The organism is Streptomyces sp. NPDC050145 (genome assembly GCF_044460245.1).
GTDB lineage: Bacteria > Actinomycetota > Actinomycetes > Streptomycetales > Streptomycetaceae > Streptomyces.
On record NZ_JBITJS010000012.1, the window covers coordinates 220363 to 245561 of the forward strand.

The 25199-nt window shown below is 71.7% G+C and carries 23 protein-coding genes and 1 riboswitch; of the genes, 14 read left to right on the forward strand and 9 right to left on the reverse strand.

Annotated elements, in window-relative coordinates:
* Positions 1-110: 110 nt before the first annotated feature.
* Positions 111-1526 carry a uracil-xanthine permease family protein gene (locus tag ACIBTU_RS24860; RefSeq protein ID WP_399128598.1) on the reverse strand — a complete coding sequence of 472 codons (1416 nt, stop codon included), beginning with the start codon at positions 1524-1526 and terminating at the stop codon, positions 111-113.
* Between the two features lie 215 nt (positions 1527-1741).
* Between ACIBTU_RS24860 and ACIBTU_RS24865 the strand changes: the two genes are divergently transcribed.
* Positions 1742-2209, forward strand: coding sequence for an acyl-CoA thioesterase (locus ACIBTU_RS24865; RefSeq protein WP_399128599.1), 468 nt, complete (start codon positions 1742-1744; stop codon positions 2207-2209).
* Here the strand turns inward: ACIBTU_RS24865 and ACIBTU_RS24870 are convergent.
* Entirely contained in the window at positions 2169-3413 is a 1245-nt protein-coding gene (locus tag ACIBTU_RS24870) for an MFS transporter (RefSeq protein WP_399128600.1), read from the reverse strand. The genes ACIBTU_RS24865 and ACIBTU_RS24870 overlap by 41 nt on opposite strands.
* A 111-nt stretch (positions 3414-3524) precedes the next feature.
* Here ACIBTU_RS24870 and ACIBTU_RS24875 point away from each other — a divergent pair, with 111 nt between their 5' ends.
* Positions 3525-4697: an ROK family transcriptional regulator gene (locus ACIBTU_RS24875; protein WP_399128601.1), complete on the forward strand. Its 1173-nt coding sequence runs from the start codon at positions 3525-3527 to the stop codon at positions 4695-4697.
* A 119-nt stretch (positions 4698-4816) separates the two neighbouring features.
* Here ACIBTU_RS24875 and ACIBTU_RS24880 read toward each other — a convergent pair whose 3' ends face one another.
* From ACIBTU_RS24880 to ACIBTU_RS24890, 3 genes are all read right to left on the reverse strand, one after another.
* On the reverse strand, positions 4817-5551 hold the full coding sequence (locus tag ACIBTU_RS24880) for an SDR family oxidoreductase (protein WP_399128602.1): 735 nt from the start codon (positions 5549-5551) through the stop codon (positions 4817-4819).
* Positions 5552-5671: 120 nt separating this feature from the next.
* The gene (locus ACIBTU_RS24885; protein WP_399128604.1) at positions 5672-6571 is read right to left on the reverse strand and encodes an RNA polymerase sigma-70 factor; all 900 of its coding nucleotides are present in this window, start codon (positions 6569-6571) and stop codon (positions 5672-5674) included.
* Between the two features lie 30 nt (positions 6572-6601).
* Positions 6602-8941, reverse strand: coding sequence for a chitinase C-terminal domain-containing protein (locus tag ACIBTU_RS24890; protein ID WP_399128605.1), 2340 nt, complete (start codon positions 8939-8941; stop codon positions 6602-6604).
* Between the two features lie 254 nt (positions 8942-9195).
* Positions 9196-9327: riboswitch (FMN riboswitch) on the forward strand.
* A 159-nt stretch (positions 9328-9486) separates the two neighbouring features.
* Between ACIBTU_RS24890 and ACIBTU_RS24895 the strand changes: the two genes are divergently transcribed.
* The 9 genes from ACIBTU_RS24895 to ACIBTU_RS24935 all read left to right on the forward strand — a co-directional run bounded on the left by ACIBTU_RS24895 (position 9487) and on the right by ACIBTU_RS24935 (position 16903).
* On the forward strand, positions 9487-10089 hold the full coding sequence (locus ACIBTU_RS24895) for a riboflavin synthase (protein WP_399128606.1): 603 nt from the start codon (positions 9487-9489) through the stop codon (positions 10087-10089).
* Complete coding sequence (locus tag ACIBTU_RS24900) at positions 10086-10730, forward strand: nicotinamide riboside transporter PnuC (protein ID WP_399128607.1); 645 nt, start codon at positions 10086-10088, stop codon at positions 10728-10730. Before ACIBTU_RS24895 ends, ACIBTU_RS24900 begins: the two co-directional genes overlap by 4 nt.
* The gene (locus tag ACIBTU_RS24905; RefSeq protein ID WP_399128608.1) at positions 10727-12007 is read left to right on the forward strand and encodes a bifunctional 3,4-dihydroxy-2-butanone-4-phosphate synthase/GTP cyclohydrolase II; all 1281 of its coding nucleotides are present in this window, start codon (positions 10727-10729) and stop codon (positions 12005-12007) included. The genes ACIBTU_RS24900 and ACIBTU_RS24905 overlap by 4 nt, the downstream gene beginning before the upstream one ends.
* A 48-nt stretch (positions 12008-12055) precedes the next feature.
* Positions 12056-12568: a 6,7-dimethyl-8-ribityllumazine synthase gene (gene ribH / locus ACIBTU_RS24910; protein ID WP_399128609.1), complete on the forward strand. Its 513-nt coding sequence runs from the start codon at positions 12056-12058 to the stop codon at positions 12566-12568.
* Positions 12569-12576: 8 nt separating this feature from the next.
* A complete protein-coding gene (locus ACIBTU_RS24915) occupies positions 12577-12849 on the forward strand; it encodes a phosphoribosyl-ATP diphosphatase (RefSeq protein WP_030038616.1) in 273 nt (90 codons plus the stop codon).
* A 64-nt stretch (positions 12850-12913) separates the two neighbouring features.
* The gene (gene hisG, locus ACIBTU_RS24920; RefSeq protein WP_399128610.1) at positions 12914-13762 is read left to right on the forward strand and encodes an ATP phosphoribosyltransferase; all 849 of its coding nucleotides are present in this window, start codon (positions 12914-12916) and stop codon (positions 13760-13762) included.
* Between the two features lie 45 nt (positions 13763-13807).
* Entirely contained in the window at positions 13808-14248 is a 441-nt protein-coding gene (locus ACIBTU_RS24925) for a PH domain-containing protein (protein ID WP_399128611.1), read from the forward strand.
* A gap of 256 nt (positions 14249-14504) precedes the next feature.
* A complete protein-coding gene (locus ACIBTU_RS24930; protein ID WP_399128613.1) occupies positions 14505-15842 on the forward strand; it encodes a hemolysin family protein in 1338 nt (445 codons plus the stop codon).
* Entirely contained in the window at positions 15839-16903 is a 1065-nt protein-coding gene (locus ACIBTU_RS24935) for a hemolysin family protein (protein ID WP_399128614.1), read from the forward strand. Before ACIBTU_RS24930 ends, ACIBTU_RS24935 begins: the two co-directional genes overlap by 4 nt.
* Before the next feature lie 202 nt (positions 16904-17105).
* Here ACIBTU_RS24935 and ACIBTU_RS24940 read toward each other — a convergent pair whose 3' ends face one another.
* Together ACIBTU_RS24940 and ACIBTU_RS24945 are read right to left on the reverse strand one after the other, a co-directional pair.
* Positions 17106-18986, reverse strand: a complete 1881-nt coding sequence (locus ACIBTU_RS24940; RefSeq protein WP_399128615.1) for an AAA family ATPase — start codon at positions 18984-18986, stop codon at positions 17106-17108.
* A gap of 407 nt (positions 18987-19393) precedes the next feature.
* Positions 19394-20035 carry a uridine kinase gene (locus tag ACIBTU_RS24945; protein WP_399128672.1) on the reverse strand — a complete coding sequence of 214 codons (642 nt, stop codon included), beginning with the start codon at positions 20033-20035 and terminating at the stop codon, positions 19394-19396.
* A 247-nt stretch (positions 20036-20282) separates the two neighbouring features.
* On the opposite strand from ACIBTU_RS24945, the gene ACIBTU_RS24950 reads away from it, so the two are divergent.
* Positions 20283-21683 (forward strand): peptidase C39 family protein, encoded by a 1401-nt coding sequence (locus ACIBTU_RS24950; protein ID WP_399128616.1) that lies wholly within the window; start codon positions 20283-20285, stop codon positions 21681-21683.
* Positions 21684-21814: 131 nt separating this feature from the next.
* On the forward strand, positions 21815-21964 hold the full coding sequence (locus ACIBTU_RS24955) for an SCO1431 family membrane protein (protein WP_399128617.1): 150 nt from the start codon (positions 21815-21817) through the stop codon (positions 21962-21964).
* 72 nt (positions 21965-22036) lie between these two features.
* Here ACIBTU_RS24955 and ACIBTU_RS24960 read toward each other — a convergent pair whose 3' ends face one another.
* Entirely contained in the window at positions 22037-23278 is a 1242-nt protein-coding gene (locus tag ACIBTU_RS24960; protein WP_399128618.1) for a glycoside hydrolase family 18 protein, read from the reverse strand.
* A gap of 350 nt (positions 23279-23628) precedes the next feature.
* Between ACIBTU_RS24960 and ACIBTU_RS24965 the strand changes: the two genes are divergently transcribed.
* Entirely contained in the window at positions 23629-24792 is a 1164-nt protein-coding gene (locus tag ACIBTU_RS24965; protein ID WP_399128619.1) for an acyl-CoA dehydrogenase family protein, read from the forward strand.
* Here the strand turns inward: ACIBTU_RS24965 and ACIBTU_RS24970 are convergent.
* Positions 24755-25051: a hypothetical protein gene (locus ACIBTU_RS24970; RefSeq protein WP_399128620.1), complete on the reverse strand. Its 297-nt coding sequence runs from the start codon at positions 25049-25051 to the stop codon at positions 24755-24757. The genes ACIBTU_RS24965 and ACIBTU_RS24970 overlap by 38 nt on opposite strands.
* Between the last annotated feature and the right edge of the window lie 148 nt (positions 25052-25199).

Here is a 25199-nt window from a genome sequence, read left to right on the forward strand (position 1 = left end):
CTGCGCCCCCCTCCCCATCCCCGCGGCCCCTCCCCAGAGGCCGCCTGATCATGAACGTGACGCCTCATGATGCGGTCGGGGCAGGGGTGGCGCAATGGACGTGCGAGGCGTCAGTCCTTCTGGCCGGAGTCCTTGCCGGTGTGTGGGGTGTCGCTGTCCTCGTCGTACGTCGAGGTGCCCGCGTCCAGGAGGGGTTCCTGGGTCTTGAGGTGGGCGGGGGCCATCGCGCGCAGGGCGTGGTAGCCGGTGATGACGACGATCGTGCCGAGGGCGATACCGCTCAGGGAGAAGTTGTCGGTGAACTTCAGGGAGACGTTGCCGACGCCGATGATGATGCCCGCCGCGGCGGGGACCAGGTTCAGCGGGTTGCGCAGGTCGACCCCGGCGTTGATCCAGATCTGGGCGCCGAGCAGGCCGATCATGCCGTAGAGGATGACGGTGATGCCGCCGAGGACGCCGCCCGGGATCGCGGCGACGATCGCGCCGAACTTGGGGCACAGGCCGAAGAGGAGGGCGAAGCCGGCGGCGGCCCAGTAGGCGGCCGTGGAGTAGACGCGGGTGGCGGCCATGACGCCGATGTTCTCGGAGTACGTGGTGTTCGGCGGGCCGCCGACGGCCGTGGAGAGCATGGACGCGGCGCCGTCCGCGGAGATGGCCGTGCCGAGCTTGTCGTCGAGGTCGTCGCCGGTCATCTCGCCGACGGCCTTGACGTGTCCGGCGTTCTCCGCGATCAGCGCGATGACGACGGGCAGGGCCACCAGGATCGCGGACCACTCGAAGGACGGGGCGTGGAAGGAGGGCAGACCGATCCAGTCGGCCTTGCCGACGCCGGAGAGGTCGAGGCGCCAGTGGTCGACGGCCGGGCCCCCGCCGTTCACGGAGTGGATGCGGCCGAAGATCCGGTCGAACAGCCAGGAGATGCCGTAGCCGAAGATCAGGCCCAGGAAGATCGCGATGCGGGACCAGAAACCGCGCAGGCAGACCACGGCCAAACCGGTGAACAGCATGACCAGGAGCGCCGTCCACTGGTCGGTCGGCCAGTAGGTGGAGGCGGTGACCGGGGCCAGGTTGAAGCCGATCAGCATGACGACCGCGCCGGTCACGATGGGCGGCATCGCGGCGTGGATGATCCGGGCGCCGAACTTCTGCACGGCGAGACCGGCCAGGAAGAGGACCACGCCGACGGCGAAGACCGCGCCGGTGACCGTGGCGCTGGAGCCGCCCTGCGCGCGGATGACGGCGGCGACGCCGACGAAGGAGAGGGAGCAGCCGAGGTAGCTGGGGACCCGGCCGCGCGTCGCGAGCAGGAAGATGACCGTCGCGACGCCGGACATCATGATCGCGAGGTTGGGGTCGAGGCCCATCAGGACCGGGGCGACGAACGAGGCGCCGAACATCGCGACGACGTGCTGGGCGCCGAGTCCGATGGTCCGCGGCCAGGAGAGCCGCTCGTCGGGGCGGACGACGGCACCGGGGGCCGGGGTGCGCCCGTCGCCGTGCAGTTTCCAGCGCACGCCGAGGTCCATGGTGGGTCTGCTTTCTGTGGTGCTGATGTGGCCTGAATCAATCGCCTTATGTTAGTGCGACATAAATGCGAGGACCGCGCCGCCCGTCGGTGCGCGCGCGGGACCGGCTGAGCGGTTGCTTAGCCGGGCGCCGTACGATGGGCGGTCCCGGTGCGTGGCGCCGGCCCGCACGATGTCGCACCATGTCGCACCATCTCGTACCAGGAGCACCACCCGTGACCGCCGAAGCCCTCGCCGTCCCCGCCGAACCCGCCCCCTCCTTCGGCCGGCTCGTCCCCGTCACCGTCCACTTCGACGACCTCGACGCGCTCGGGCTGCTGCACAACGCCCGCTACCCCGTGATGGTCGAGCGGGCCTGGAGTGCGCTGTGGCACGAGCGCGGACTCGTCTTCGAGGGGGACTGGGAGGCGGCCGGCGACTTCTGCAACGCGGTCAAGGAGTTCACGATCACCTACGACGCCCCGGTCAAGCGGCCCGGCGCCTTCGCCGTGAGCCTCTGGCTGGAGCGGCTCGGCCGCACCGGGCTGACCTACGGCTTCCGCTTCTGCTCCGCCGACGGCTCGGTCACCTACGCGCACGGGACGCGCGTCCTGGTCCGGCTCGACCCGGCGACGCTGCGCCCCGCGCCGTGGAGCGAGCGCTTCAGGGCCTTGGGGCAGGATCTGCTGCGCCCTCAGGACTGAGCAGGCCGGCGGCGCCGGACGGTGTGCGGTCGGCGCCGCGCAGCACCCCCGCGAACACCACGAGCCCGCAGGCCAGCACGGTCACCACGCCGAACGACACCACGAGGCTCGTCGCGTCGGCGATCGTGCCGATCGCGGAGGGCGCGACGAGACCCGAGGTGTACGTGATGGTGGCGACGCCGGCGATGGCCTGGCTCGGGTTCGGCCCGCTGCGTCCGGCCGCCGCGAAGGCGAGCGGCACGACCACCGCGATGCCGAGTCCGAGGAGACCGAATCCGGCCATCGCGACCGCCGCGTTCGGCGCGGCCACCACGAGCAGGGCGCCCACCGTCGCGCCGACGCCGCTGATCCGGACCGTGCGCACCGCCCCGAAGCGGTCCACCACCGCGTCGCCCGCGATCCGCGCGATCGCCATGGTGAGCGTGAACGCCGTGGTGCAGGCCGCCGCGAGCCCGGCCGAGGTGCCGAGCACGTCCCGCAGATAGACCGCCGACCAGTCCAGACTCGCGCCCTCCGCGAACACCGCGCAGAACCCGACCGCACCGATCAGCAGCGCCGACTTCGGCGGCAGCGTGAAGCGTGGCGGCGCCTCCTCGTCCTCGGCCGGCCGCAGGTCGAGCACCCACCGGCAGGCCGCGAACCCGGCCACGGTCAGCACCGCCGCCGCGAGCAGATGGTGCAGCCGCGCGTCCGCGCCGACGTGCGCGGCGAGCGTGCCGCCCGCCGAACCCAGCAGCGCGCCCGCGCTCCACATCCCGTGCAGCCCCGACATGATCGACTTGTCGAGGCGGGTCTCGATCTCGACACCGAGCGCGTTCATCGCCACGTCGGACATGCCCGCCGTCGCCCCGTAGACGAAGAGTGCCACGCAGAGCGTGAGCAGGTTCGGCGCGAGGGACGGCAGGACCAGGGCCAGGGTCCACAGGGCGAGCAGCCCGCGCAGCGCGGTGCGCGCCCCGAACCGGTGGCTCACGCTCCCGGCCAGCGGCATCGCCACGGAGGCGCCGATCGCCGGGAAGGCGAGCGCCAGTCCGAGCTGGCCCGCGCCGACCCCCGCGTGGTCCTGGATCCACGGCACCCGGGTCGCGAACGAACCGGTCACCGCGCCGTGGACGCAGAAGACGGTCGCCACGGCGTAGCGGGCGCGCTTCAACTCCCCGAGCCCGTACGTCCGTTGCTGTGCCGCAGACGCTGTTCCGCTCATCCTGCCCGGCCCCTCCCGAGTCGCTCCCAAGCGTGCCTTCAAGCGTGGTGCCGCCGTAAACTATCAGGAACCCTGCCTGATAGTTAGCCCGTTTCCCCGTAGGATCCCGGCATGCCCGCATCACCGAGCACCGCCCGAGCCATCAACGACCGGCTCGCCCTGCACCTGCTGCAGGAGGAAGGCCCGCTGACCGCCGGGCAGTTGAAGGAGCGCACGGGCCTGTCCCGGCCCACCGTCGCGGACCTCGTCGAGCGCCTCACCACCGCCGGCTTCGTCCAGGTGGTCGGCGAGGCGGGCGCTCAGCGACGCGGCCCCAACGCCCGCCTGTACGGGCTCGTCGCCGACCGCGCCCACCTCGCGGCCCTCGACGTCCGCACCGAAGGCGTCCGGCTCGTCGTCGCCGACCTGCTCGGCACCGTGCTCGCCGAGGCCGCCCTGTCCGTCGACACCCGGGAGGCGACCGGCGCCGCCGTCGAGCGCACCATTGCCCTCCTCGAACGGACCGCGAAGGAGGCCGGCGCCGAGCGGCTGCACACCATCGGCGTCGGCGCGCCCGGCCTCGTCGACCCGGTGACGGGCGCCCTGCGCGACACCACGCAACTCCCCGAATGGCACCGCCGCCTCGTCCCGGCCCTTCAGGAACGGCTCGGCGCGCGCGTGCTCGTGGAGAACGAGACGAACCTCGCGGCGCTCGCCGAGCGGCGCGACGGGGTGGCCCGGGACCGGGACACGTTCGTGTTGCTGTGGCTCGGGCTCGGCATCGGCGCGGCCGTCGTCCTGGACGGAGTGCTGCGCCGCGGGGCCTCCGGCGGGACCGGGGAGGTCGGCTTCCTGCCCGTGCCGGGGACGGGGGGACTGCCGTCCGCGACCGGGTGCGACGGGGGGTTCCACGATCTGGCCGGGGCCGGGGCGGTTCTCGCTCTGGCGGGGGAGTACGGGCGGGCCGGCGGGGCGGAGCCGATGGAGCGGGCGTTCGACGTCGTGCGGGAGGCGGCGGTGGCCTCCGGCGGTGGGGCGGAGGAGTTTTTGGACGCGCTGGCCGAGCGGCTCGCGATCGGGGTCGCCGCGGTGGTGGCCGTGCTGGATCCCGGGTGCGTCGTCCTTGCCGGGGAGGTCGGGCTCGCGGGGGGTGAGGAGTTGGCTCGGCGGGTCGGGGTGCGGCTCGCCGCGATGTCGCCGCTGGTGACGGAGGTCCGGGCCGGGGTACTCGGCGGCGGGGCCGTCCTGAGCGGGGCGTTGGTGATGGCGCGGGAGGCTGCGCAGGAGGCGGTGTACTCGCCGTAGGGCTGAGCGGATCGTTGCCGGGTGCGGCTTTCGTCGTGGCTGGTCGCGCAGTTCCCCGCGCCCCTGAGATGCGCACTTCGTGCGCCATCTCAGGGGCGCTTCTCACACCGCGCTTTTCCCTATCCCTTGGCCAGGAAGTCCTCGAACGTGCCGTGGCCGACGGCCCGTTCCGGCGCCAGATGGCCACCCGCCCGGAACTCCCGATACGTGCGCCCGAACAGAGGCACGGACAAGATGACGCGCCGCTTCCCCACCGCCGCCAGATACGCCCGCCCCCACTCCGCGAGCGACCTGACCTCGGGCCCGCCCATGTCCGGCACCCGCCCCGCCGGCCCCGCAACCGCCAGCTCGGCCAACCGCTCCGCGACCTCCGCCACCGCGACCGGCTGATCCCCGACCCCCGCCGGCAACAGCATCACCGGCAACCGCGCCGCCCCCGCCAGAACGTCCCGCACCAGCTCGTGGAACTGCGTGGCCCGCAGCACCGTCCACCCGAGCCCCGACTCCTCGATCATCCGCTCCACCGACCGCTTCTCGCGGTAGTAGCGCAGCGGGACCCGGTCCACGCCGACGATCGAGATGTAGAGGAGGTGCGGGACGCCCGCCCGTCGCGCCGCCTCGATCAGCCGCGCGGCCGCCTTCTCGTCCCCGCCGCGCGGCGACGAGGCGCAGTGCACGATCACGTCCGCGCCGTCCACCGCACGGTCCAGCGCGGGCCCGCCCTCGCGAAGGTCCACGGCGTACGGCCGCGCGTGCCGGCTGAGCACCCGCACCTCGTGCCCCGCCGCGGAGAGCCGCTCGTCGACCAGCCGGCCGAGCGTGCCCGTGCCGCCGGTCACCAGGATCGTGGTCATCGCCGCATCAGTCCCATCGCCGCATCAGTCCCTTCGGACCTCGGCGTCCCCCTGCGGGACACCGTCGTCAGCTGGGAACCGGCGGGCCCGCGGAAACGTGACAGCCCGCGGACCGGAACCTCAGGCGGCGGCCAGCTGAGCGTCCACGAAGGCCAGCTTGTCGGGGTTCAGGACGGCGCGCGCGGCCACCACGAGACCGTCGCGCACCTCGAAGGCGACCGTCCCGACGAGCGTGCCCGCCATCCGGGCGACCACCGCCGGCTCCCCGTTGATCTCCGCGACGGAGAGCTCCGCGCCGGCCATGTAGCGTTCCCCGACGCCCACCAGGAACCGCAGCACCTTGTCCCGCCCGTCGACCGGCCGGCGCGCCGCGGACACCTTGCCGCCGCCGTCGCCCCACCAGGTCACATCGGCGGCGAGCACCTTCTCCAGACCCACGAGATCACCCTCCCGGGCCGCCGCCACGAACGCCTCCACCAGCTCGCGCCGCACCTGCTCCGACGGCTCGAAGCGGGCCTCGGGCGCCGCGATCCGGCCCGTCGCCCTCCGGTACAGCTGCCGGCAGTGAGCCTCCTCCAGATCGAGCACCCCGGCGATCTCCCGGTACCCGTACGCGAACGCTTCGCGCAGCACGTACACGGCCCGCTCGGTCGGCGTCAGCCGCTCCAGCAGGACCAGCAGCGCGCAGGACACCGAGTCCCGGCTCTGCGCCGAGTCCAGCGGGCCGAGCGCGCCGTCCGAGGTGAGGACCGGCTCGGGCAGCCAGGGGCCCACGTACCGCTCGCGCTGTACGCGGGCCGAGGTGAGCCGGTTGAGGCAGAGGTTCGTGACGACCTTGGCGAGCCAGGCCCCCGGATGCGTGACCGCACCGGGCTCGGTGGCACGGAAGCGCAGGTACGCGTCCTGTACGGCGTCCTGCGCCTCCTCGGCGGAGCCGAGCATCCGGTAGGCGAGCCCGAACATCCGGGGGCGGTGGCTCTCGAACTCTTCGGCGCGGGCGCTCTCCGATGCGGTCGTCACGCCCTCAGCCTGCCAGAGGACGCCCGGAGTTCAGCAGGCGCCCTGGTCCTGCCAGACACCCCACTCCCCGGTGCTCCCCGGCTGCTCGCCCTTCGTCCACCACTTGGCCTTCCAGGTGTGCCCGCCGTACGAGACGAGCGCGCCGGCGCCGTACTCGGAGGCCGTGTTCCACGCCGCGGCCGTGCAGGCGCCGCCCGTGGGATCCGGGGTCGGCGTGGGGGTGGGGCCGGGCGTCGGCGTGCCCGAGCCGGGCTGCACGACGGTCGTGCCGCGCGCCAGGTCACCGGCCAGCGCGTACGTCTTCCCGCCGAAGGTCACCGTCCAGTTCGAGGGCGTCGACACCGGCTGGTAGTAGACGAAGTCGAGCGAGACGGAGGCGCCGGGCGCGAGCGACTGCCAGGCGGGCAGCTTCAGCGAGACCCGGTGGTAGTCGCCCTTGAGCCCGCCCACGTTGTCGCCGGTGTGGTCGCTGCGGACGATCGTGGTCCCGAACCCGGACTGGTCCTTGGCGTTGCCCGGCGCGGAGGTCCCGTAGTCGAACTGGAACTCGGTGCCGCCCGGCAGCGTCGCGTCCGTGTTGTTGGTGATCTTCACCTTGGGCGAGATCGGGTAGTTGGAGTCACCGAGGGGGAAGGCGCCGAAGTCCACGCCGATGTCGAGCGCCTCGGTCGGCAGGTCGATCGTGGAGCGCTTCGCGCCGTACGGCTTCGCGGACTTGAAGGCGTCGTAGAGCGTGCTGGTGAGCGTGGAGCCGGGCTCGTACTGGCCCTTGGCCGCGTTCCACCCGTAGTCGCCCGCGAGCTCCCAGATCATGGTGCCGCCGATGCCCCGGTCGGCCACGTACGCGGCCTTCGCGGCGACCGACTGCTCGTCCTCGGTCGACAGGAACACCTTCTTGTCGGCGTTCCACAGCCAGGGCGCGACGAGCATCGGGTCGTACTTGCGCTGATAGGTGCCCGTCAGCTTGGTGTCGGCGGGGAAGCCGTACTTCGTCACGTAGTCCCCGACGACGCCCTTCTCCAGGTTCTTGGCGTGCCACATCGGGTTCGAACCGGCCGGGGACTCCTTGCCGTTCGTGTCCTTGTCGTGCCAGAGGTTGTCGATGCCGACGGCGCCGTCACCGCACTTCGTCAGGCCCGCGCCCGCCGGACAGTCCGTCGAGGGCGCCTTCCCCCACAGCCCGTCGGTGCCGCCCTGCACGTTCTTGAAGCCGCGCGTGTAGTACGGCAGCCCGATGTTGATGCGTCCGGCCGGCATCGAGCCGCGGAAGTAGTGGTAGGCCCAGTCGGTGTTGAGGTAGCCGATGCCGCCGTACTGAGAGGTCGAGTAGACGCCCGCCGCGGCGAGTTCGGCGTCCTTGCCGTCGTCGAACAGCGAGGCGTTCGGACCGACGTACTCGTTCCAGGCACCGTGCAGGTCGTAGGACATGATGTTGACGTAGTCCAGGTACTTCTGGACCTGGAAGGTCTCCATACCGCGCAGCAGATAGCCGGAGGAGGGGGCCGCCACGGACAGCAGGTAGTGCTTCCCGTCGGCCGCGCCGGCCCGGTCCAGCTTCTCGCGCAGGGTCTTCATCAGGGCGGCGTATCCCTTGACGACTCCGGCCCTGCGGGCGTTCGCGAGGGACCAGTCCAGCGGGTTGCCCGCGTCCTTCATCGTCGTGGGGTACTCGTAGTCGATGTCGACGCCGTTGAAGCCGTACTTCTTGACGAACGCGACGGCGGAGTCGGCGAAGGTGTCGATGCCCGCCTGGTTGACGCTGCCGTCCGCGTTCGTGGCCATCGCGTAGAAGCCGCCGGAGTCGACGCGCCCGCCGTCGTCCCCGAAGTAGCCGCCCGTCTCGGCCCAGCCGCCGACGGAGATCAGCGTCTTCACGTTCGGGTGCTGCTTCTTGTACTTGGTGAGCAGGTTGAAGTGGCCCTTGTAGGGCAGGTCCGGGTCCATCTCGGCGCCCGCGACACCCGGCCAGGTCATCCCGGTCGCCGCGTTCTTCGGACCGTCGGCCCCGACCGAGAGCTTGTTGTTCCCGTCGACGTGGCCGAAGGCGTAGTTGAGGTGCGTGACCTTGTCCCACGGGATGTCCGAGGCCAGGTACGCGGGGGTCCCGTCCTGACCGGTGCGCCAGCCCGTGAAGTAGCCGATGACGCGGCGCTGGTGGTCCGCGCCCATCTTCTCGCGGCCCTCGGTGTCGTAGACCGAGCAGTAGGGGACCGAGACGCCGGGCGTCTCGTAGAGGCCGTCGGGGCGGCAGGACTCCTGGTCGGCGGCGTGCGAGACGGTCGCGGGCAGCGAGGCGAGCAGCAGCCCCGCCACGGCGGCCGCGCCGGCGAGCAGGGCCGGTCGGCGTCTGGGCGGTCTGGGGAACGGCACGGCGGTTCCTCCCGGGGAGGGCATCGGTGATGCGCGGGTGGGGCGGGTGGACCTCGAGGCTGGGAGGAACCTAAGAGGACTAGACCATGACGTCAATAGGTCTGTACCAATCTCAACCACCCGCGCCCACCGGGGGAGTTGGCGCCTTATTCCCTCCGGGGACCCAAAGTCACCGATCGTGGCTGTGAGTCAGCCCACAGGAATCACCGGTGGACGTGCCGGGCGGACGTGGCACACTGGCCCTGTACCAGAAGCAGCGCACTCCGGGGTCGGTGAAAGTCCGAACCGGCGGTTACAGTCCGCGACCCGGTCACACACCAGTGACCGGTTGACCAGGTGAAATTCCTGGACCGACGGTTAAAGTCCGGATGGGAGGCAGTGCGCGGCGGGCGGGCACCTCGTGTGCGCGTCGCCGAGCTGTTGAGGGCATCCGTCGTGATGCCCCGCACGTGGCGTCGTCGCTCCCGGTGTCGTCGTCCGTACGTTCTGTCGCCGTATCGCGACAGTGCCCCGGAGTCCAGACCCTCAGAGGGAGGACCGGGGAAGTGTTCACCGGAATCGTCGAAGAGCTGGGCGAGATCACGGCCGTCGAGAATCTCGACGACGCCTCCCGCTTCCGCGTCCGCGGGCCCGTCGTCACCGACGGCGCCAAACACGGAGACTCCATCGCGGTCAACGGCGTGTGTCTCACCGTCGTGGAGCACGAGGGCGACGAGTTCACCGCCGACGTCATGGCCGAGACCCTCAAGCGGTCCAGCCTCGGCGCCCTGACCACCGGCTCCCGGGTCAACCTGGAGCGCCCGATGGTCGCCGACGGCCGCTTCGGCGGTCACATCGTGCAGGGCCACGTCGACGGCACCGGCGCGATCGTCGACCGCACCCCCTCCGAGCACTGGGAGATCGTCAAGGTCTCGCTGCCCGCCGAGCTGTCCCGGTACGTCGTCGAGAAGGGCTCCATCACGGTCGACGGCGTCAGCCTCACCGTCGTCGAGGCCGGCCCCGACTACTTCACGATCAGCCTCATCCCCACCACCCTCGCCCTGACCACGCTCGGCCACAAGCAGAGCGGCGCCCTTGTCAACCTCGAGGTCGACGTCATCGCCAAGTACGTCGAGCGCATGCTCGGAACCCAGGAGGGCGACCGGTGAACTGGCTCAACTCACAGGCCTTCACGCTGTTCGGCCAGCACATCATCTGGTCCGACATGATCGGCAACGTGATCGGCCTGATCGCCCTGGCCCTCGGCTGGCGCCGCTCCATATGGACCTGGCCCGCCCAGCTGGTCTCCGGCGTGATCCTGCTCACCGCCTTCGCCACCGCCCACCTCTCGGGCAGCGCCGGCAAGCAGCTCGTCGTCATCGTCGTCGCCCTCTTCGGCTGGTGGCAGTGGAACCGCGGCAAGGGCCAGGCGCAGGACGGCTCCATCGCCGTCCGCTTCGCCACCTGGCGCGAGCGCGGATACCTGATCGGCGGCGCCGCCCTCGGCACCCTCGCCGTCGGCGGCCTGTTCACCGCCTTCCCGACCCTGTCCTGGGACCCCTGGCCCGACGCCTACATCTTCGTCGGCACCGTCGTCGCCATGTACGCCCAGGCCCGCGGCATGGTCGAGTTCTGGTTCGCCTGGCTCCTCGTCGACGCCGTCGGCGTCCCGCTGAACTTCGCCAACGGCTTCGCCTTCTCCGGCTTCGTCTACGTCATCTACGGCGCGCTCGTCCTGTGGGGCATGCGCGACTGGTGGCTGCGGTCCCGCGCCGCCACCGCCCCTGCGCTCGAAGGAGCCCACGCATGAGCACGGCACCCCACCTCTACGAAGTGGCCGACCTGGCGCTCGACCCGGTCGAGCAGGCCGTCCGGGACATCGCCGCGGGCCGCCCTGTCGTGGTCGTCGACGACGAGGACCGGGAGAACGAGGGCGACCTCGTCGTCGCCGCAGAGAAGATCACGCCCGAGATCGTCGCCTTCATGATGAGCGAGTGCCGCGGCCTGATCTGCGCCCCCATGGAGAGCGACGAGCTGGAGCGGCTCGACCTCCCCCAGATGGTCGGCAACAACACGGAGTCGATGAAGACCGCCTTCACCGTCTCCGTCGACGCCTCCGGCGCCCACGGCGTCACCACCGGCATCTCCGCCGCCGACCGCGCCACCACCCTGCGGCTGCTCGCCTCCGGCGACGCCGAGCCCGGCGACTTCGTGCGCCCCGGCCACATCTTCCCGCTGCGCGCCAAGCCCGGCGGCGTCCTGGTCCGCAACGGCCACACCGAGGCCGCCGTCGACCTCGCCCGCCTCGCGGGCCTCAGCCCGGCCGGCGCCATCGTCGAGATCGCGGGCGAGGACGGCGTCATGCTGCGCCTGCCCGAACTGGTCCCCTTCGCCCGCAAGCACGGCCTGACGATCATCTCCATCGAGGACCTGATCGCCTACCGGCGCAGCAGCGAACCCACCGTCAAGCGCGAGGCGACCGTCCAGCTGCCCACCGCCCACGGCGAGTTCACCGCCTACGGCTACCGCTCCACCGTCGACGGCGTCGAGCACGTCGCCCTCGTCCACGGAGAGCTCGGCGACGGCGAGGACGTCCTCGCCCGCGTCCACTCCGAGTGCCTCACCGGCGACGTCTTCCACTCGCTGCGCTGCGACTGCGGCCCCCAGCTGGAGGAGTCCATGCGGCGCATCGTCGAGCACGGCCGCGGCGTCGTCGTCTACCTGCGCGGCCACGAGGGCCGCGGCATCGGCCTCGTGTCCAAGCTGCGCGCCTACGAACTCCAGGAGCAGGGCCGCGACACCCTCGACGCCAACCTGGAGCTCGGCCTGCCCGCCGACGCCCGCGACTACGCGGCCGGCGCCCAGATCCTCCAGGACCTCGGCGTGCACAGCCTGCGCCTGATGACCAACAACCCGGACAAGACCGACGCCCTCACCCGGCACGGCCTCAAGGTCACCGCCCGGGAACCCATGCCCGTCCCCGCCGGCGAGCACAATCTCGGCTATCTGCGCACCAAGCGCGACCGCATGGGCCACGACCTGCCCTGGCTGGACGCGCCCCGCACGTCCACCTGCAGCAACCAGTAGTTCCGACCGACCGTCCAGACACGTAGTACGTAGTACGAGGAGAAGCGCGTGAGCGGCAAGGGTGCACCCGAACTGAGCGTCAAGAACTGCGGCGACCTGCGCGTCGCCGTCGTCGCCGCCCAGTGGCACGAGAAGGTCATGGACGGCCTCGTGAACGGCGCCCTGCGCGCCCTGACCGAGCTGGGCATCAGCGAGCCCACCGTGCTGCGCGTCCCCGGCAGCTTCGAGCTCCCGGTCGTCGCCAAGGTCCTCGCCGACCGGGGCTACGACGCCGTCGTCGCGCTCGGCGTCGTCATCCGCGGCGGCACCCCGCACTTCGACTTCGTGTGCCAGGGCGTCACCCAGGGCCTGACCCAGGTCGCCATCGAGACCGGCGTGCCCGTCGGCTTCGGCGTACTGACCTGCGACACCGAGGAGCAGGCCCTCGACCGGGCCGGCCTCGAGGGCTCCAACGAGGACAAGGGGCACGAAGCGGTCACCGCCGCCGTCGCCACCGCGGCCACGCTGCGTACCGTCGCCGAGCCCTGGCGTCAGAGGGGCGAGGAGAGCCGCGTAAAGTAGGCACCACCATGTCCAATAAGACGTTCGAGGAGCTCTTCACCGAGCTCCAGCACAAGGCAGCCACCGGCGACCCCGCCACGTCCCGCACCGCAGAGCTGGTCGGCAAGGGCGTCCATGCCATCGGCAAGAAGGTCGTCGAGGAGGCCGCCGAAGTCTGGATGGCCGCCGAGTACGAGGGCAAGGACGCCGCGGCCGAGGAGATCTCGCAGCTCCTCTACCACGTCCAGGTGATGATGGTCGCCCGCGGCATCTCACTCGACGACGTGTACGCGCATCTCTGAGCCGTACGCCGATCCCGCCAGCCCCCTCCCGCCCGCACGACTTCACGCAAAGGAATCCGACCTCATGCTGCGCATCGCCGTCCCCAACAAGGGTTCACTGTCCGGACCTGCGTCGGCGATGCTGCATGAGGCCGGATACCGCCAGCGCAAGGAGTCCAAGGAACTCGTCACCGTCGACCCCGACAACGAGGTGGAGTTCTTCTACCTCCGCCCCAAGGACATCGCGATCTACGTGTCCTCCGGCAAGCTCGACATCGGCATCACCGGCGAGGACCTGCTGATCGACTCGGGCGCCGACGCCGAGGCGATCCTGCCGCTCGGCTTCGCCCGCTCCACCTTCCGCTTCGCCTCCCGCCCCGGCGCCGTCAAGAGCCTCGCCGACCTCGAGGGCCGGACGATCGCCACCTCCTACGAGGGCATCGTCGGCAAGTACCTCGAAGAGCACGGCGTCAAGGCCTCCGTCGTCCACCTCGACGGCGCCGTCGAGACCGCCATCGAGCTCGGCGTCGCCGACGCCATCGCCGACGTCGTCGAGACCGGCACCTCGCTGCGCAACGCGGGCCTGGAGGTCTTCGGCGAGCCCATCATGCGCTCCGAGGCCTGCGTCGTGCGCCGCAAGGGCGCCGAGGCCGACGACCCCAAGGTCCAGCAGTTCCTGCGCCGCCTCCAGGGCGTCCTCGTGGCCCGCACCTACGTGATGATGGACTACGACTGCCGCGCCGAGCACCTGGAGAAGGCCGTCGCCCTCACCCCGGGCCTCGAGTCGCCGACCGTCTCGCCGCTGCACAACGAGGGCTGGGTCGCCGTGCGCGCCATGGTCCCCGCTCGCGACGCCCAGCGCATCATGGACGACCTGTACGACCTCGGCGCCCGGGCCATCCTCACCACGGCGATCCACGCCTGCCGCCTCTGAGGACCGCTTCGAGGACCGCCTAGAGGACCGTGAGGACTTCCCGCCATGACTGACCTGCCGACGCTGCCCGTCACCTTCCGGCCGGGCCGCACCCGCGCCATCCTGCACGGGCTCGGCGCCGCCAGCTTCGTGACCATCACCGCCGTCGCGCTGCTGCTCGGCGGACTGAACCCGGGGGAGCGGACCAGCTTCGTCTTCACCGCGGCCATGTTCTGGGGCGTCCTCGCGCTGCTCGCGCGGCCCAAGGTCGTCGCCGACGACACCGGCGTCACCGTGGTCAACGTCGCGCGCAGCCGCCGGCTCGCCTGGGCCGAGATCGTCCAGGTCAACCTGCGGCCCGGCGACCCCTGGGTGTTCCTCAACCTCACCGACGGCACCAGCCTGGCCGCCATGGGCATTCAGCCCGGCATCGCCAAGGAGAGCGCCATCCGTGACGCCAAGGCGCTGCGCGCCCTGACCGAGGTCCGCAGCACCGTCCAGGGCTGAGCGTGGGCCCCTCGGAGCGGTCTCCGGGCAGGCTCAGGGCCGTGGGGCCTGCCGCACGAGCCTTGTCGTGATTAATCTGGTGACGGGGCACGCCTCGAGTGCCGCCCCGCCCCCGATGCGCCCGGACGGGCTGCCGGGGGCTCCGACTGACTTAGGAGTGACTCCCTCCAGCGATGGACGGATCGTCCGGTAGTACCTGCGCCGCCCCCTCCCGACATAGCGCGCCCCGCGCGCTGACATCCTCGGAGGCGGCGGCATGACCATCCCGTTGCTGCTTCTCGCGGCCGCCTTCCTCCTGATCCTCGCCAACGGCTTCTTCGTGGCCGCCGAGTTCGGCCTCGTCACCGTGGAGCGCCCCGACGCCGAGCAGGCCGCGGCCGCCGGCGACAAGCGGGCCCGCACCGTCGTGGCCGCGCTCAAGGAGCTGTCCTTCCAGCTCTCCGGCACCCAGCTCGGCATCACCATCACCTCCCTGGTCGTCGGCATGCTCGCCGAGCCGGCCCTCGCCGAGCTGCTGCACGGCCCGTTCACGGCCGTCGGCATCCCGGACGGCGCCGCGCGCGGCGTCAGCGTCGTCGTCGGCATGCTGCTGGCCGCCGCCGTCCAGATGGTGATCGGCGAACTCGTCCCGAAGAACTGGGCGGTCTCCAAGCCGCTGCAGGTGGCCCGCTTCGTCGCGGGCCCCCAGCACGTCTTCTCCCGCCTGTTCCGCCCCGTCATCGCCGTCCTCAACGCCGTCGCGAACCGTCTGGTGCGCGCCCTCGGCGTCGAACCGGCCGACGAGCTGGCCTCCGCCCGCACCCCGGGCGAACTGGTCTCGCTGGCCCGCCACTCGGCGCAGGCCGGCGCCCTGGAGCAGGACACCGCGGACCTTTTCGTCCGCACCCTGTCGCTCGCCGGGCTCACCGCGCAGCACGTCATGACGCCGCGCGTGAAGGTCAGCGCCCTCCAGTCCTCCGCGACCGCCGAGGACGTGGTCAACCTGACCCGCGCCACCGGTCTGTCCCGCTTCCCCGTCTACCGGGAGCGGATCGACGAGGTCGTCGGCATGGTCCACCTCAAGGACGCCCTCGCGATCCCCGCGCACGAGCGGCTGCGCACCCCCGTCGCCCGGATCGCCCAGGCGCCGCTGCTGGTCCCCGAGACGCTCCCCGTCCAGCCGCTGCTCGCGCGCCTGCGCAGCGAACAGCCCATCGCGGTCGTCGTCGACGAGTACGGCGGCACCGCCGGTGTCGTCACCCTCGAGGACATCGTGGAGGAGCTCGTCGGCGAGGTCCGCGACGAGCACGACCGCCACGACCTGCCCGAGCTCGCCCCGCTGCCCCCGGAGGACGGCCGCCCCGCCTGGGAGGCCGACGGCAGCTGCCGTGTCGACGTCCTGCGCCGCATCGGCCTCGAAGTACCCGACGGCCCGTACGAGACCGTCGCCGGACTCGTCGCCGACCTGCTCGGCCGCATCCCCGCCGCCGGGGACAAGGCCGAGCTGCCCGGCTGGCGGCTCGCCGTGCGCCAGGTCGAGCACTACCGGGCCGAGCGGGTCCGCATCGTCCGGCTCGCGGACGCCCCGCAGCCCGTCCTGGAGGCGGCCCGATGAGCGCCCTGCAACTGTTCTTCGCCGCACTGCTCGTGCTGGCGAACGGGTTCTTCGTCGGCGCCGAGTTCGCCCTCGTCTCCGTGCGCCGCAGCCAGATCGAACCCATCCCGGGCAACCGCGCCCGCCAGGTCCTCTACGGACTCGAGCACCTGCCCCAGATGATGGCGGCGGCCCAGTTCGGCATCACGATCTGCTCGCTGACGCTGGGCGCGGTGGCCGAGCCGACCGTCGCGCACCTCCTGGAGCCGCTCTTCGAGGCGGTCCACCTGCCCGAGGGCATGATCCACCCCCTCGGCTACGTGATCGCGCTCGCCGCCGTCGTCTTCCTCCACCTCGTCATCGGCGAGATGGTGCCGAAGAACCTGGCGATGGCCGCGCCCGAGAAGACGGCGCTGTGGTTCAGCCCCGGACTCGTCGCCTTCGCCCGCCTGTGCAAGCCCGTCACGATCGCCCTGGGCGCCTGCGCCCGGCTGGTCCTGCGGCTCTTCCGGGTCGAGCCCAAGGACGAGGTCGAGGCCGTCTTCACCAGCGAGCAGCTCAACCGCCTCGTCGAGGACGCGGGCCAGGCCGGCCTGCTCGGCCCCGAGGAGCAGGAGCGGCTCGAGGACGCGCTGGAACTGGGCTCGCGCCCGGTGACCGACGTGCTCCTGGCCCGCCCCTCCCTGGTGACCGTCGGCCCGTCCGTGACCCCCGCCCAGATCATCGAACTGACCGGCCGCACCGGCTACTCCCGGTTCCCGGTCTGCGCGGACGGCGGCGCCTTCATGGGCTACCTGCACGTGAAGGACGTCCTGGACCTCATCGACGGCCCCGACACGGACCGCGCGGTCCCGCAGCACCTGTGGCGCCCCATGACGACCCTGCGCTCGGAACTGCCGCTGGACGACGCCCTGACGGTGATGCGCCGCGCGGCGACCCACCTGGCCCAGGTCGCGGATGCCTCCGGCCGTGTGCTGGGCCTGGTCGCCCTGGAAGACGTCCTGGAACTCCTCGTCGGCGAGGTCACCGACCCGACCCATCAGGTCCCGCCGGCCCGCACGAGGTCCGAAGCGGTGGCGTAGCGGGCGCGGCTCTCGTCGTGGCTGGTCGCGCAGTTCCCCGCGCCCCTGAGATGCGCACTTCGTGCGCGATCTCATCGGGCGCTCCCGCGCCCCTGAAATGCGACGCGAAGCGTCTGCATTTCAGGGGCGCGGGGAACTGCGCGACCAGCCACAACGAGCCCCGCACTCGGCGACGAACCGGTGAACCCGCGGCGCGCCCCCGCTAGAACCCGGCCCCACCCCGAGGCCCCCGCCCCGACAGAACCTCCCCGTACGCCTGCATGAGGTCGGCCAACCGAAGCGTGGCCAGATCATCCCGACTCGGCTCCACGAGATACCCGGTCAACCGAAGGTCCCGGTACGCGCAGGACTTCTCGTAGAGCGTCCGCAGGAACCGCCCGTTCCCGAGCTCGTCGATCCACCCCTGATCGACCACGTGCCCGGCGATGGACCGCAGCTCCTCCAGCGCCTCCTCGTCCCACACGTCCCCGTTCTCCCCCGCGAGCACCTCCCCGATGGACGTGAGCTCGAGCGGCCGGTACGAGGGGAAGTCGACCCGGGTCGTGAACCGGGACGACAGCCCGGGATTGGCCGCGAGCAACCGGTCCATCCCCTCGGGATACCCCGCGAGGATCACCACCAGATGGTCCCGGTTGTCCTCGGCCCGCTTCAGGAGCACCTGCAGCGCCTCGTCCCCGTACGCGTCGCCCTTCCCGTAACCCGAGTTGGACAGCGCGTACGCTTCGTCGACGAAGAGGACACCGCCGAGCGCCGAGTCGATCAGCTCGTTGGCCTTCACGGCGGTCTGGCCCAGGTACTCGCCCACCAGGTCGGCCCGCTGGGCCTCGACGAGATGATCGCCGCCGAGCAGCCCGAGCGCGTAGAAGACCCGGCCGAGGATGCGGGCCACGGTCGTCTTGCCGGTGCCCGAGGGCCCGGAGAAGACGAAGTGCCGCTTCGGCGGCTGGACGGGCAGGCCCTGACCCGCCCGGAGCCGCGCCATGTTCAACTGTGCGGAGAGCGCCTTGACCTGGCGCTTGACCGGCTCCAGGCCGACCATCCGCTCCAGTTCGGCGAGCGCCTCCTCCAGCAGGGCCGGGTCCGCGGGCCCGGCGGGCAGCGGCGGCGGCACCGGTACGAGGGCCTTCTCCCGCACGATGTCCGTCTCCTCGGGCGGGGGACCGGAGCTCGCGCCCGGCGGCGGCAGATCGGGGCCGGAGACCAGCAGGTCGCGGCCGTCGCTCTCGTAGAGGGGGTCCACCGACTCCGACCCGTCGAGGCCGTCCTGGTACCCGGTGAGCAGCGGCGCGAGATCGGAGCCGTCCGCGAGGTCGGCCAGGCCGTCGCCCTCGGAGATCGCGGCGAGCCGCGCGGAGGTGTCCATGAACGCGGGGTCGACCCGGTGGACGGCCCGGTACAGCGGCAGCGCGGCCGCCGAACGGCCCGTGCCCTCGTGCGCCCGCGCCAGCCAGTACCGCAGTTCCTTGCGCTGGGGCTGCTCGCTGCGGCAGCGCATCAGCGCGGCGGAGAGCAGCGGTTCCGCCTGCCCGTACATCTCCAGGCGCACCCGGGCCATCCCGCCGAACAGGCCGGCCTCGATGCCGAGGAGCGGGTCGTCGATGAGCGCCTCGGTGTGCCGGACCAGCTGATCCCAGTCCTTGACCAGGTAGGCCCGGCAGGCGTGCAGGAAGCGGACGTGCCGGTCCGCGTCGACCGGCGGCAGGGTGGCCAGGGCCCGGTCGAGCTCGGGCACGTGCCGGCCGTCGAGCCAGTGCGAGGCGTGCGCGAGTAAGAGATCACGCGGCTGCTCGAGCACCGGCTGCACCCACCAGCCCAGCCAGTACCAGGAGTTGAGCGTCCTGCGGTGCCGGGTGCGCTGCTCGCCGAAGCGGTCCCGGTGCCGGAACATCCGCAGCAGCGCCGTCGTCGTGTCGACCCGCAGCGCGTGCAGCCCGAGCCAGCCGTCGGCCATGCCCGGATCGATCCGGACGGCGGCCTGGAACTCTTCCTCCGCCTGCGGATAGGCGCCCATCGTGTAGGCGTCGACGCCTCGCAGCCAGGCGAGATCGGCCGGGCCCGTCGGCGTGCCGGTGCCGAAGTCCATCACGTCCCCCACATGCCGTGCCCCCGATGAACCGCTCTGTCTTGGACGGGAGTTGCCACGATGCGGACAGCGAGCCGTCCCAGGCCGCACCGAGAGGCATCGTACCCGCGCGGGCAGGGTGGACCGTAGGGCGCGAAGGGGTCGGATCGGGGCGATCGCCGAGGATCCGGTGCAGGTGGGGGCGGTCCCCGATGGTGACCCTGGGTGAACGGGCGGCGCCGCGCCGAGACCGGTTTGCGGCTTTGAGGGCAGAACGAAGCCCCCGATCACGGGGGAACAACCGGGGGCTTCGCGTCTGCGGGGCGGCCTCCGAAGGCCGCACATTCAGAACGTAAGTCCTGTACGGCCCCTCGGTCAAGCGGAGTTGAGGCACTCCGGGAAACTCATGGAAGGCGCTTTCCAGGGGGTCAGCGCACCGCTGGCGGTTCCTCACGGTGAGTGACGGATCGGTGCTCCGGCGGGGTCACGGAGGGCCCTTCGCGCATCGCGTACCCCTCCGGCTTCTCCTTGCACTCGCGCACCAATTCGTCCGCGAACGGCCAGGACGGGTCGAGGGCGAAGTGTGCGCGCTCCGCGGGGATCCACCCGTCCCAGAAGGCGCGTTGGGGCTCACCGTCCCGGGCCCGCCCACGCGCCCAGGACGCCTCGGACGGCAGATCCAGCCACAGGAGCCGCGCGAGGAACGGCCGGATCGCGCGCCGTCCCGCGCCGACGCCCTCGATCAGCACGACGTCGGCGGCCGGAAGCGCGCGCACGGCGCCGAAGCGGCGCGCGTTCCAGTCGTATGTCTCGTAGTGCGCCGTCTCGCCCCGGGAGAGCGGCGCGAGCACCTGGGTGCGCAGCCGCTCGGTCCACGCGAACAGCGCGTCGTGGCTCGCGATGTCGTCGAGGCGCAGCACGGGCGCCCCGCCGAGCGCCGCCGCGAGCCGGGTCGCGAACGTCGACTTGCCGGAACCCGCGTGCCCGTCGATGCCGATCAGGCGCACGGGGCCGCAGGAGGGCGGCAGTCGGCGCAGGCGGTCGGCGTAGGGGGCGAGGGGTGCGTGCAGGTGGTCCACAGCGGTCAGGGTACGTGCCCGCGTACGCCGGTCCCCGCCCGGTGGCGCCGCAGGTCATGCCAGTGGTGGAGACCAATATTGATGGGGTGACCGGAGGCGAAACGCTGGTGGAAATCCCGCTCCGGCGGCCATAGTTGGCGCACTGTTCCACCAGGAAGCACACTCCGCGTCTGCGCCTTCAGCGCCTTCTGCCCCGTCCGTACCGTCCGTCCGACCCGTCGACTGGGGGAACCACCTGATGACCCGACCCGATCCCGACACCGTCGAGCACCCCGAGTCCCGCCCGTCCCGGCTGTCCCGCAGAGGTCTGCTCGCGGCGGCCGCGGGCGTCGCCCTCGCCGCCACGGCGGCCGGTACCGCGACCGCCGCGCCCCTCGCCGCCGGCGCGAAGGCGGCGCCCCGCGCCGTGGACAACCACGCGTGGACGACCCTCGCCGACTGGCTCTCCGGCTCCGGCCGCGGCACCCGCACCGTCGCCGGCGCCCGCCCGGGCCTGACCCTCGGCAAGCCCGCGGGCACCCGCTCGTACACCGACCCGCATCTGAACCGGACGGCCGACTGGGAGTACGCGACCTGGACCTCGCCGGTCCACACCCTCTCCGTCCCCGCCACCGAGGTCATCGCCTCCTGGAACGCGCGCACCCCGGCCGGCACCTGGGTCGAGGTCGAGCTGCAGGGCACGTACAGCGACGGCGCGAAGACCCCCTGGTACGTGATGGGCCGCTGGACCGCCGGGGACGACAAGGACGCCGACATCCGCCGCACCTCCGTCGACGACCAGAGCGACGGGAAGTCCAGCATCTGGACGGACACCTTCTCGATCGACGACGCGGCCTCCGGGCTGCGCCTCGTCTCCTACCGGCTGCGGCTGACCCTGCTGCGCACGCCGGGCACCGACGCCGCGCCGACCGTGTGGCGGCTCGGCGCGATGGGCTCCGACGTGCCGGACCGCTTCACCGTCCCGGCCTCCGCCCCGGGCCTCGCCGCCGAGCTGAAGGTCCCCCGCTACTCGCAGAACATCCACGCGGGCCAGTACCCCGAGTACGACAACGGCGGAGAGGCCTGGTGCAGCCCCACCTCCTCGCAGATGATCATCGAGTACTGGGGCCGCGAGCCGAGCGCCGGCGACCTGTCCTGGGTGAATCCGGACTACGCGGACCCGCAGGTCTGCCACGCCGCGCGTTTCACGTACGACTACCAGTACGAGGGCTGCGGCAACTGGCCGTTCAACGCCGCCTACGCCGCCACGTACAAGGACATGCAGGGTGTCGTCACCCGGCTCTCCTCCCTCACGGAGCTGGAGACGCTGATCGCCGCGGGCATCCCGGCCATAACGTCACAGTCGTTCCTCAAGGAGGAGCTCACCGGTGCCGGCTACGGCACGTCGGGCCATCTGATGACGGTCATCGGCTTCACCGCCGACGGCGACGTGATCGCCAACGACCCGGCCTCGCCGAACGACCCGGCGGTCCGCCACGTCTACAAGCGGCGCGAGTGGGAGAACATCTGGCTGCGCACCAAGCGCTACAACTCCACCGGCAAGGTCGTCTCCGGCACGGGCGGCGTCTGCTACCTGTACTTCCCGGCGCGCGTGACGTCCGCTCAGAGGCGTGCTCTGGCCGCGGTGGGCGTGCGCTGACGGGCGGCCCCGCCGCCGCGTGACCAACGTCTCGGCCGCACTCGGCCGAGGCGGTGGCATGGTGGTGGGGAGCCGCTGGGGAGATCGGCTCCGGGGGAAGCACCGTCACGTAAACGAACAGCGAGACTGCCATGACCGCGAGCTCCGCCACCGCCCCCGCCGCCGCAGGCACCCGCACGGGTGGCCCGCGGGAGGACGGCCCGAAGATCCTCGAGCACGTCCTCGGCTGGACCTTCGTGGTCGTGCTCGCGATGCTCGTGACCCAGCTCGGCTGGATGTGAGCGTTGAGAGTGAGCCGGACCTGACGCGGGGCGGGACCCGGCGCACCCGGATCCCGCCCTTCGTGCGTCCTGTCAGCTGATCGCCTTGATCAGCTCGCCGTTCGCCGTGTCACCGGACAGCTCCCAGAAGAAGGTACCGCCGAGGCCCTGCTGGTTCTTGTAGTCCATCTTCCCGGCGATGGTCGCCGGGGTGTCGTAGGACCACCAGTTGTTCCCGCAGTACGCGTACGCGGTGCCGCCGACGGTGCCCGTGGCCGGGCACTTGGTCTTGAGCTCCTTGTAGTCGTCGATGCCCTGCTCGTACTTGCCCGGCGCGGGCCCGGTCGCCGTGCCGCCGGGCTTCTCCTGCGTCACGCCGGTCCAGCCGCGCCCGTAGAACCCGATGCCGAGCAGCAGCTTGGAGGCCGGGACCCCCATCGCCTTGAGCTTGGTGACGGTGGCGTCCGAGCTGTACGCCGCCTTGGGGATGCCCTCGTACGCGGTGAGCGGGGAGTGCGGGGCGGTCGGGCCCTGCGCGTCCCAGGCGCCGAAGAAGTCGTACGTCATCGGGTTGTACCAGTCGACGTACTGGGCGGCGCCCGCGTAGTCGGCGGCGTCGAGCTTGCCGCCCTCGGAGGCGTCGGCCGGGATGGCGGACGTGATCAGGTAGTCCGCGCCGAACTTGGCGCGCAGCCCCGCCATCAGGTCCTTGTACGCCGCCCGCCCGCTGGTGTCGCAGGTCAGGCCGCAGGCGTTCGGGTACTCCCAGTCGATGTCGATGCCGTCGAAGACATCGGCCCACTTGGAGTTCTCGACGAGGTCGTAGCAGGACTGGGCGAACGCGGCCGGGTTCTTGGCCGCCTCGGTGAAGCCGCCGGACCAGGTCCAGCCGCCGAAGGACCAGAGGATCTTGAGGTCCGGGTGGAGCTTCTTGAGCTTGCGCAGCTGGTTGAAGTTGCCGCGCAGCTCCTGGTCCCAGGTGTCGGCGGTGCCGTCCACGGACTGGTCCGCGGTGTACGCCTTGTCGGTCGCGGCGTAGGCGTCGCCCATCGTGCACTTGCCGCCCTGGACGTTGCCGAAGGCGTAGTTGATGTGGGTGAGCTTGTCGGCCGAGCCGGAGGTCTCGATGTTCTTGACGTGGTAGTTCCGGTCGTAGACACCCCACTCCGTGAAGTAGCCGACGACCTTCGAGCCGGCCGCCGCCCGTGGGGAGTCGGCGGTCTCGCGTGCGGTGGCGGTGCCCGCGGAGGCGAGCAGTCCGGCGCCGAGGACGGCGCAGCACGCGGCGGAGAGGAGCGCCTTGAACGAGGCGCGGGGGAGGTGCGGTCGGAGCATCGTGTCTCCTCGTGGGGGAGGGGAGCGTGGGGGAAGTGGTGCTGGACCTGCGGGCAGGACACTAGAAGGACTAGACCAGTGCGTCAATGGTCCGAACCAATCCGCTCCGTTTCCGTTCGCTCGCCGCGCTGTGGCCTTGCGCGGCTCAGGCGGGCGCGAAAAACTTCCAGTAAGCGGTCGTTAACTAGTGACGCGGGCTTCCGGATCGGGAATACTCAACACGCCGCAACCGCTGGTCAGCCGCTTCTGAGACCCAGAACGGCAGCATCGGTTCCGGTAGTGACCACCCCGGTGGCGTCGCTCAACCCAGCGGCCGTCACTGCAGCGCCCGCCCAGAGGAGAGCGTCGTTATGCCGGAGTCAGGAGTCGAGCGGCAGCTGCCGACGGACGAAGCCCGCGACCTGTTGCAGCTGGTCCGTGACATCGCCCAGCGGGAGATCGCCCCGCGCGCCGCCGAGGAGGAGGAAGCGGGGCAGTTCCCGCGTGACACCTTCGCCCTCCTGTCCTCGTCCGGACTGCTCGGCCTGCCCTACGCGTCCGAGTTCGGGGGCGGCGACCAGCCGTACGAGGTCTACCTCCAGGTCCTCGAGGAGCTCGCGGCCGCCCGCCTCACCGTGGGTCTCGGTGTCAGCGTGCACTCGCTGGCCTGCCACGCCCTGGCGAACTTCGGCACCAAGGAGCAGCGCTCGGAGCACCTGCCCGACATGCTCGGCGGCGGCCTGCTCGGCGCGTACTGCCTGTCCGAGCCGGCCTCCGGCTCCGACGCGGCGTCGCTGCGCACCAAGGCGGTCCGCGAGGGCGACGACTGGGTGCTCGACGGCACCAAGGCCTGGATCACCCACGGCGGCGTCGCCGACTTCTACACGGTCCTGGCCCGCAGCGGCGGCGAGGGCGCCCGGGGGATCACCGCGTACCTGGTGCCCGGTGACGCCGAGGGGCTGAGCGCCGCGGCGCCGGAGAAGAAGATGGGCATGAAGGGCTCGCCCACGGCCCAGATCCACTTCGACGGGGTGCGGATCCCCGACGCCCGCCGCATCGGGGACGAGGGGCAGGGCTTCCAGATCGCCCTGGCCGCGCTCGACTCCGGCCGGCTCGGCATCGCCGCCTGCGCGATCGGTGTCGCTCAGGCCGCGCTGGACGCCGCGGTCGAGTACGCGAAGGGACGCTCGCAGTTCGGCCGGCCCATCGCCGACTTCCAGGGCCTGCGCTTCATGCTCGCCGACATGGCGACGCAGATCGAGGCGGGCCGCGCGCTGTACCTCTCGGCTGCCCGGCTGCGCGACGCCGGACTGCCGTTCTCCAAGCAGGCCGCCATGGCCAAGCTGCTGTGCACGGACGCGGCGATGAAGGTCACCACGGACGCCGTTCAGGTCTTCGGCGGGTACGGCTTCACGGCCGACTTCCCGGTCGAGCGCTACATGCGCGAGGCGAAGGTGCTGCAGATCGTCGAGGGCACCAACCAGATCCAGCGGATGGTCATCGCTCGTCATCTCGCGGGTCCGGAGACCCGCTGAACTCCTCGCTGAACGCCCCGGTGCGCACGGTGGGCGCGGTCAGCCGCGCCCACTCCGGGTCCGGCCGCCCCGGCAGCGTCCGCCCACGCTCGGCCCAGTCGGCGAGCAGCTGCCGGTAGATCGGCGGCTCCTGCGGCTCGGGCGGCCCGGTCCGCGCCTTCCGGGGGGTCTGCTGCTGAACCGATTCTGCGGGGGCCGGGACGAGGGTGCGCCTACGGCGTCCGGTGGGCGCGGGGGCGACGGTCTGCGTCGGGGTCATGCCAGGTCAACGGCCGGGCGGCCCCGGAGTCACCTCCGACATCAATCGAGCGTGAGTTCGTGACATAACCGTGCGCGTGCCCGGCCCGAGGGTGGGGGCATGCGCGCGGTGCGCGCCTTCAGGGGCGCGGGGCCGCGCCGGTGTGCGG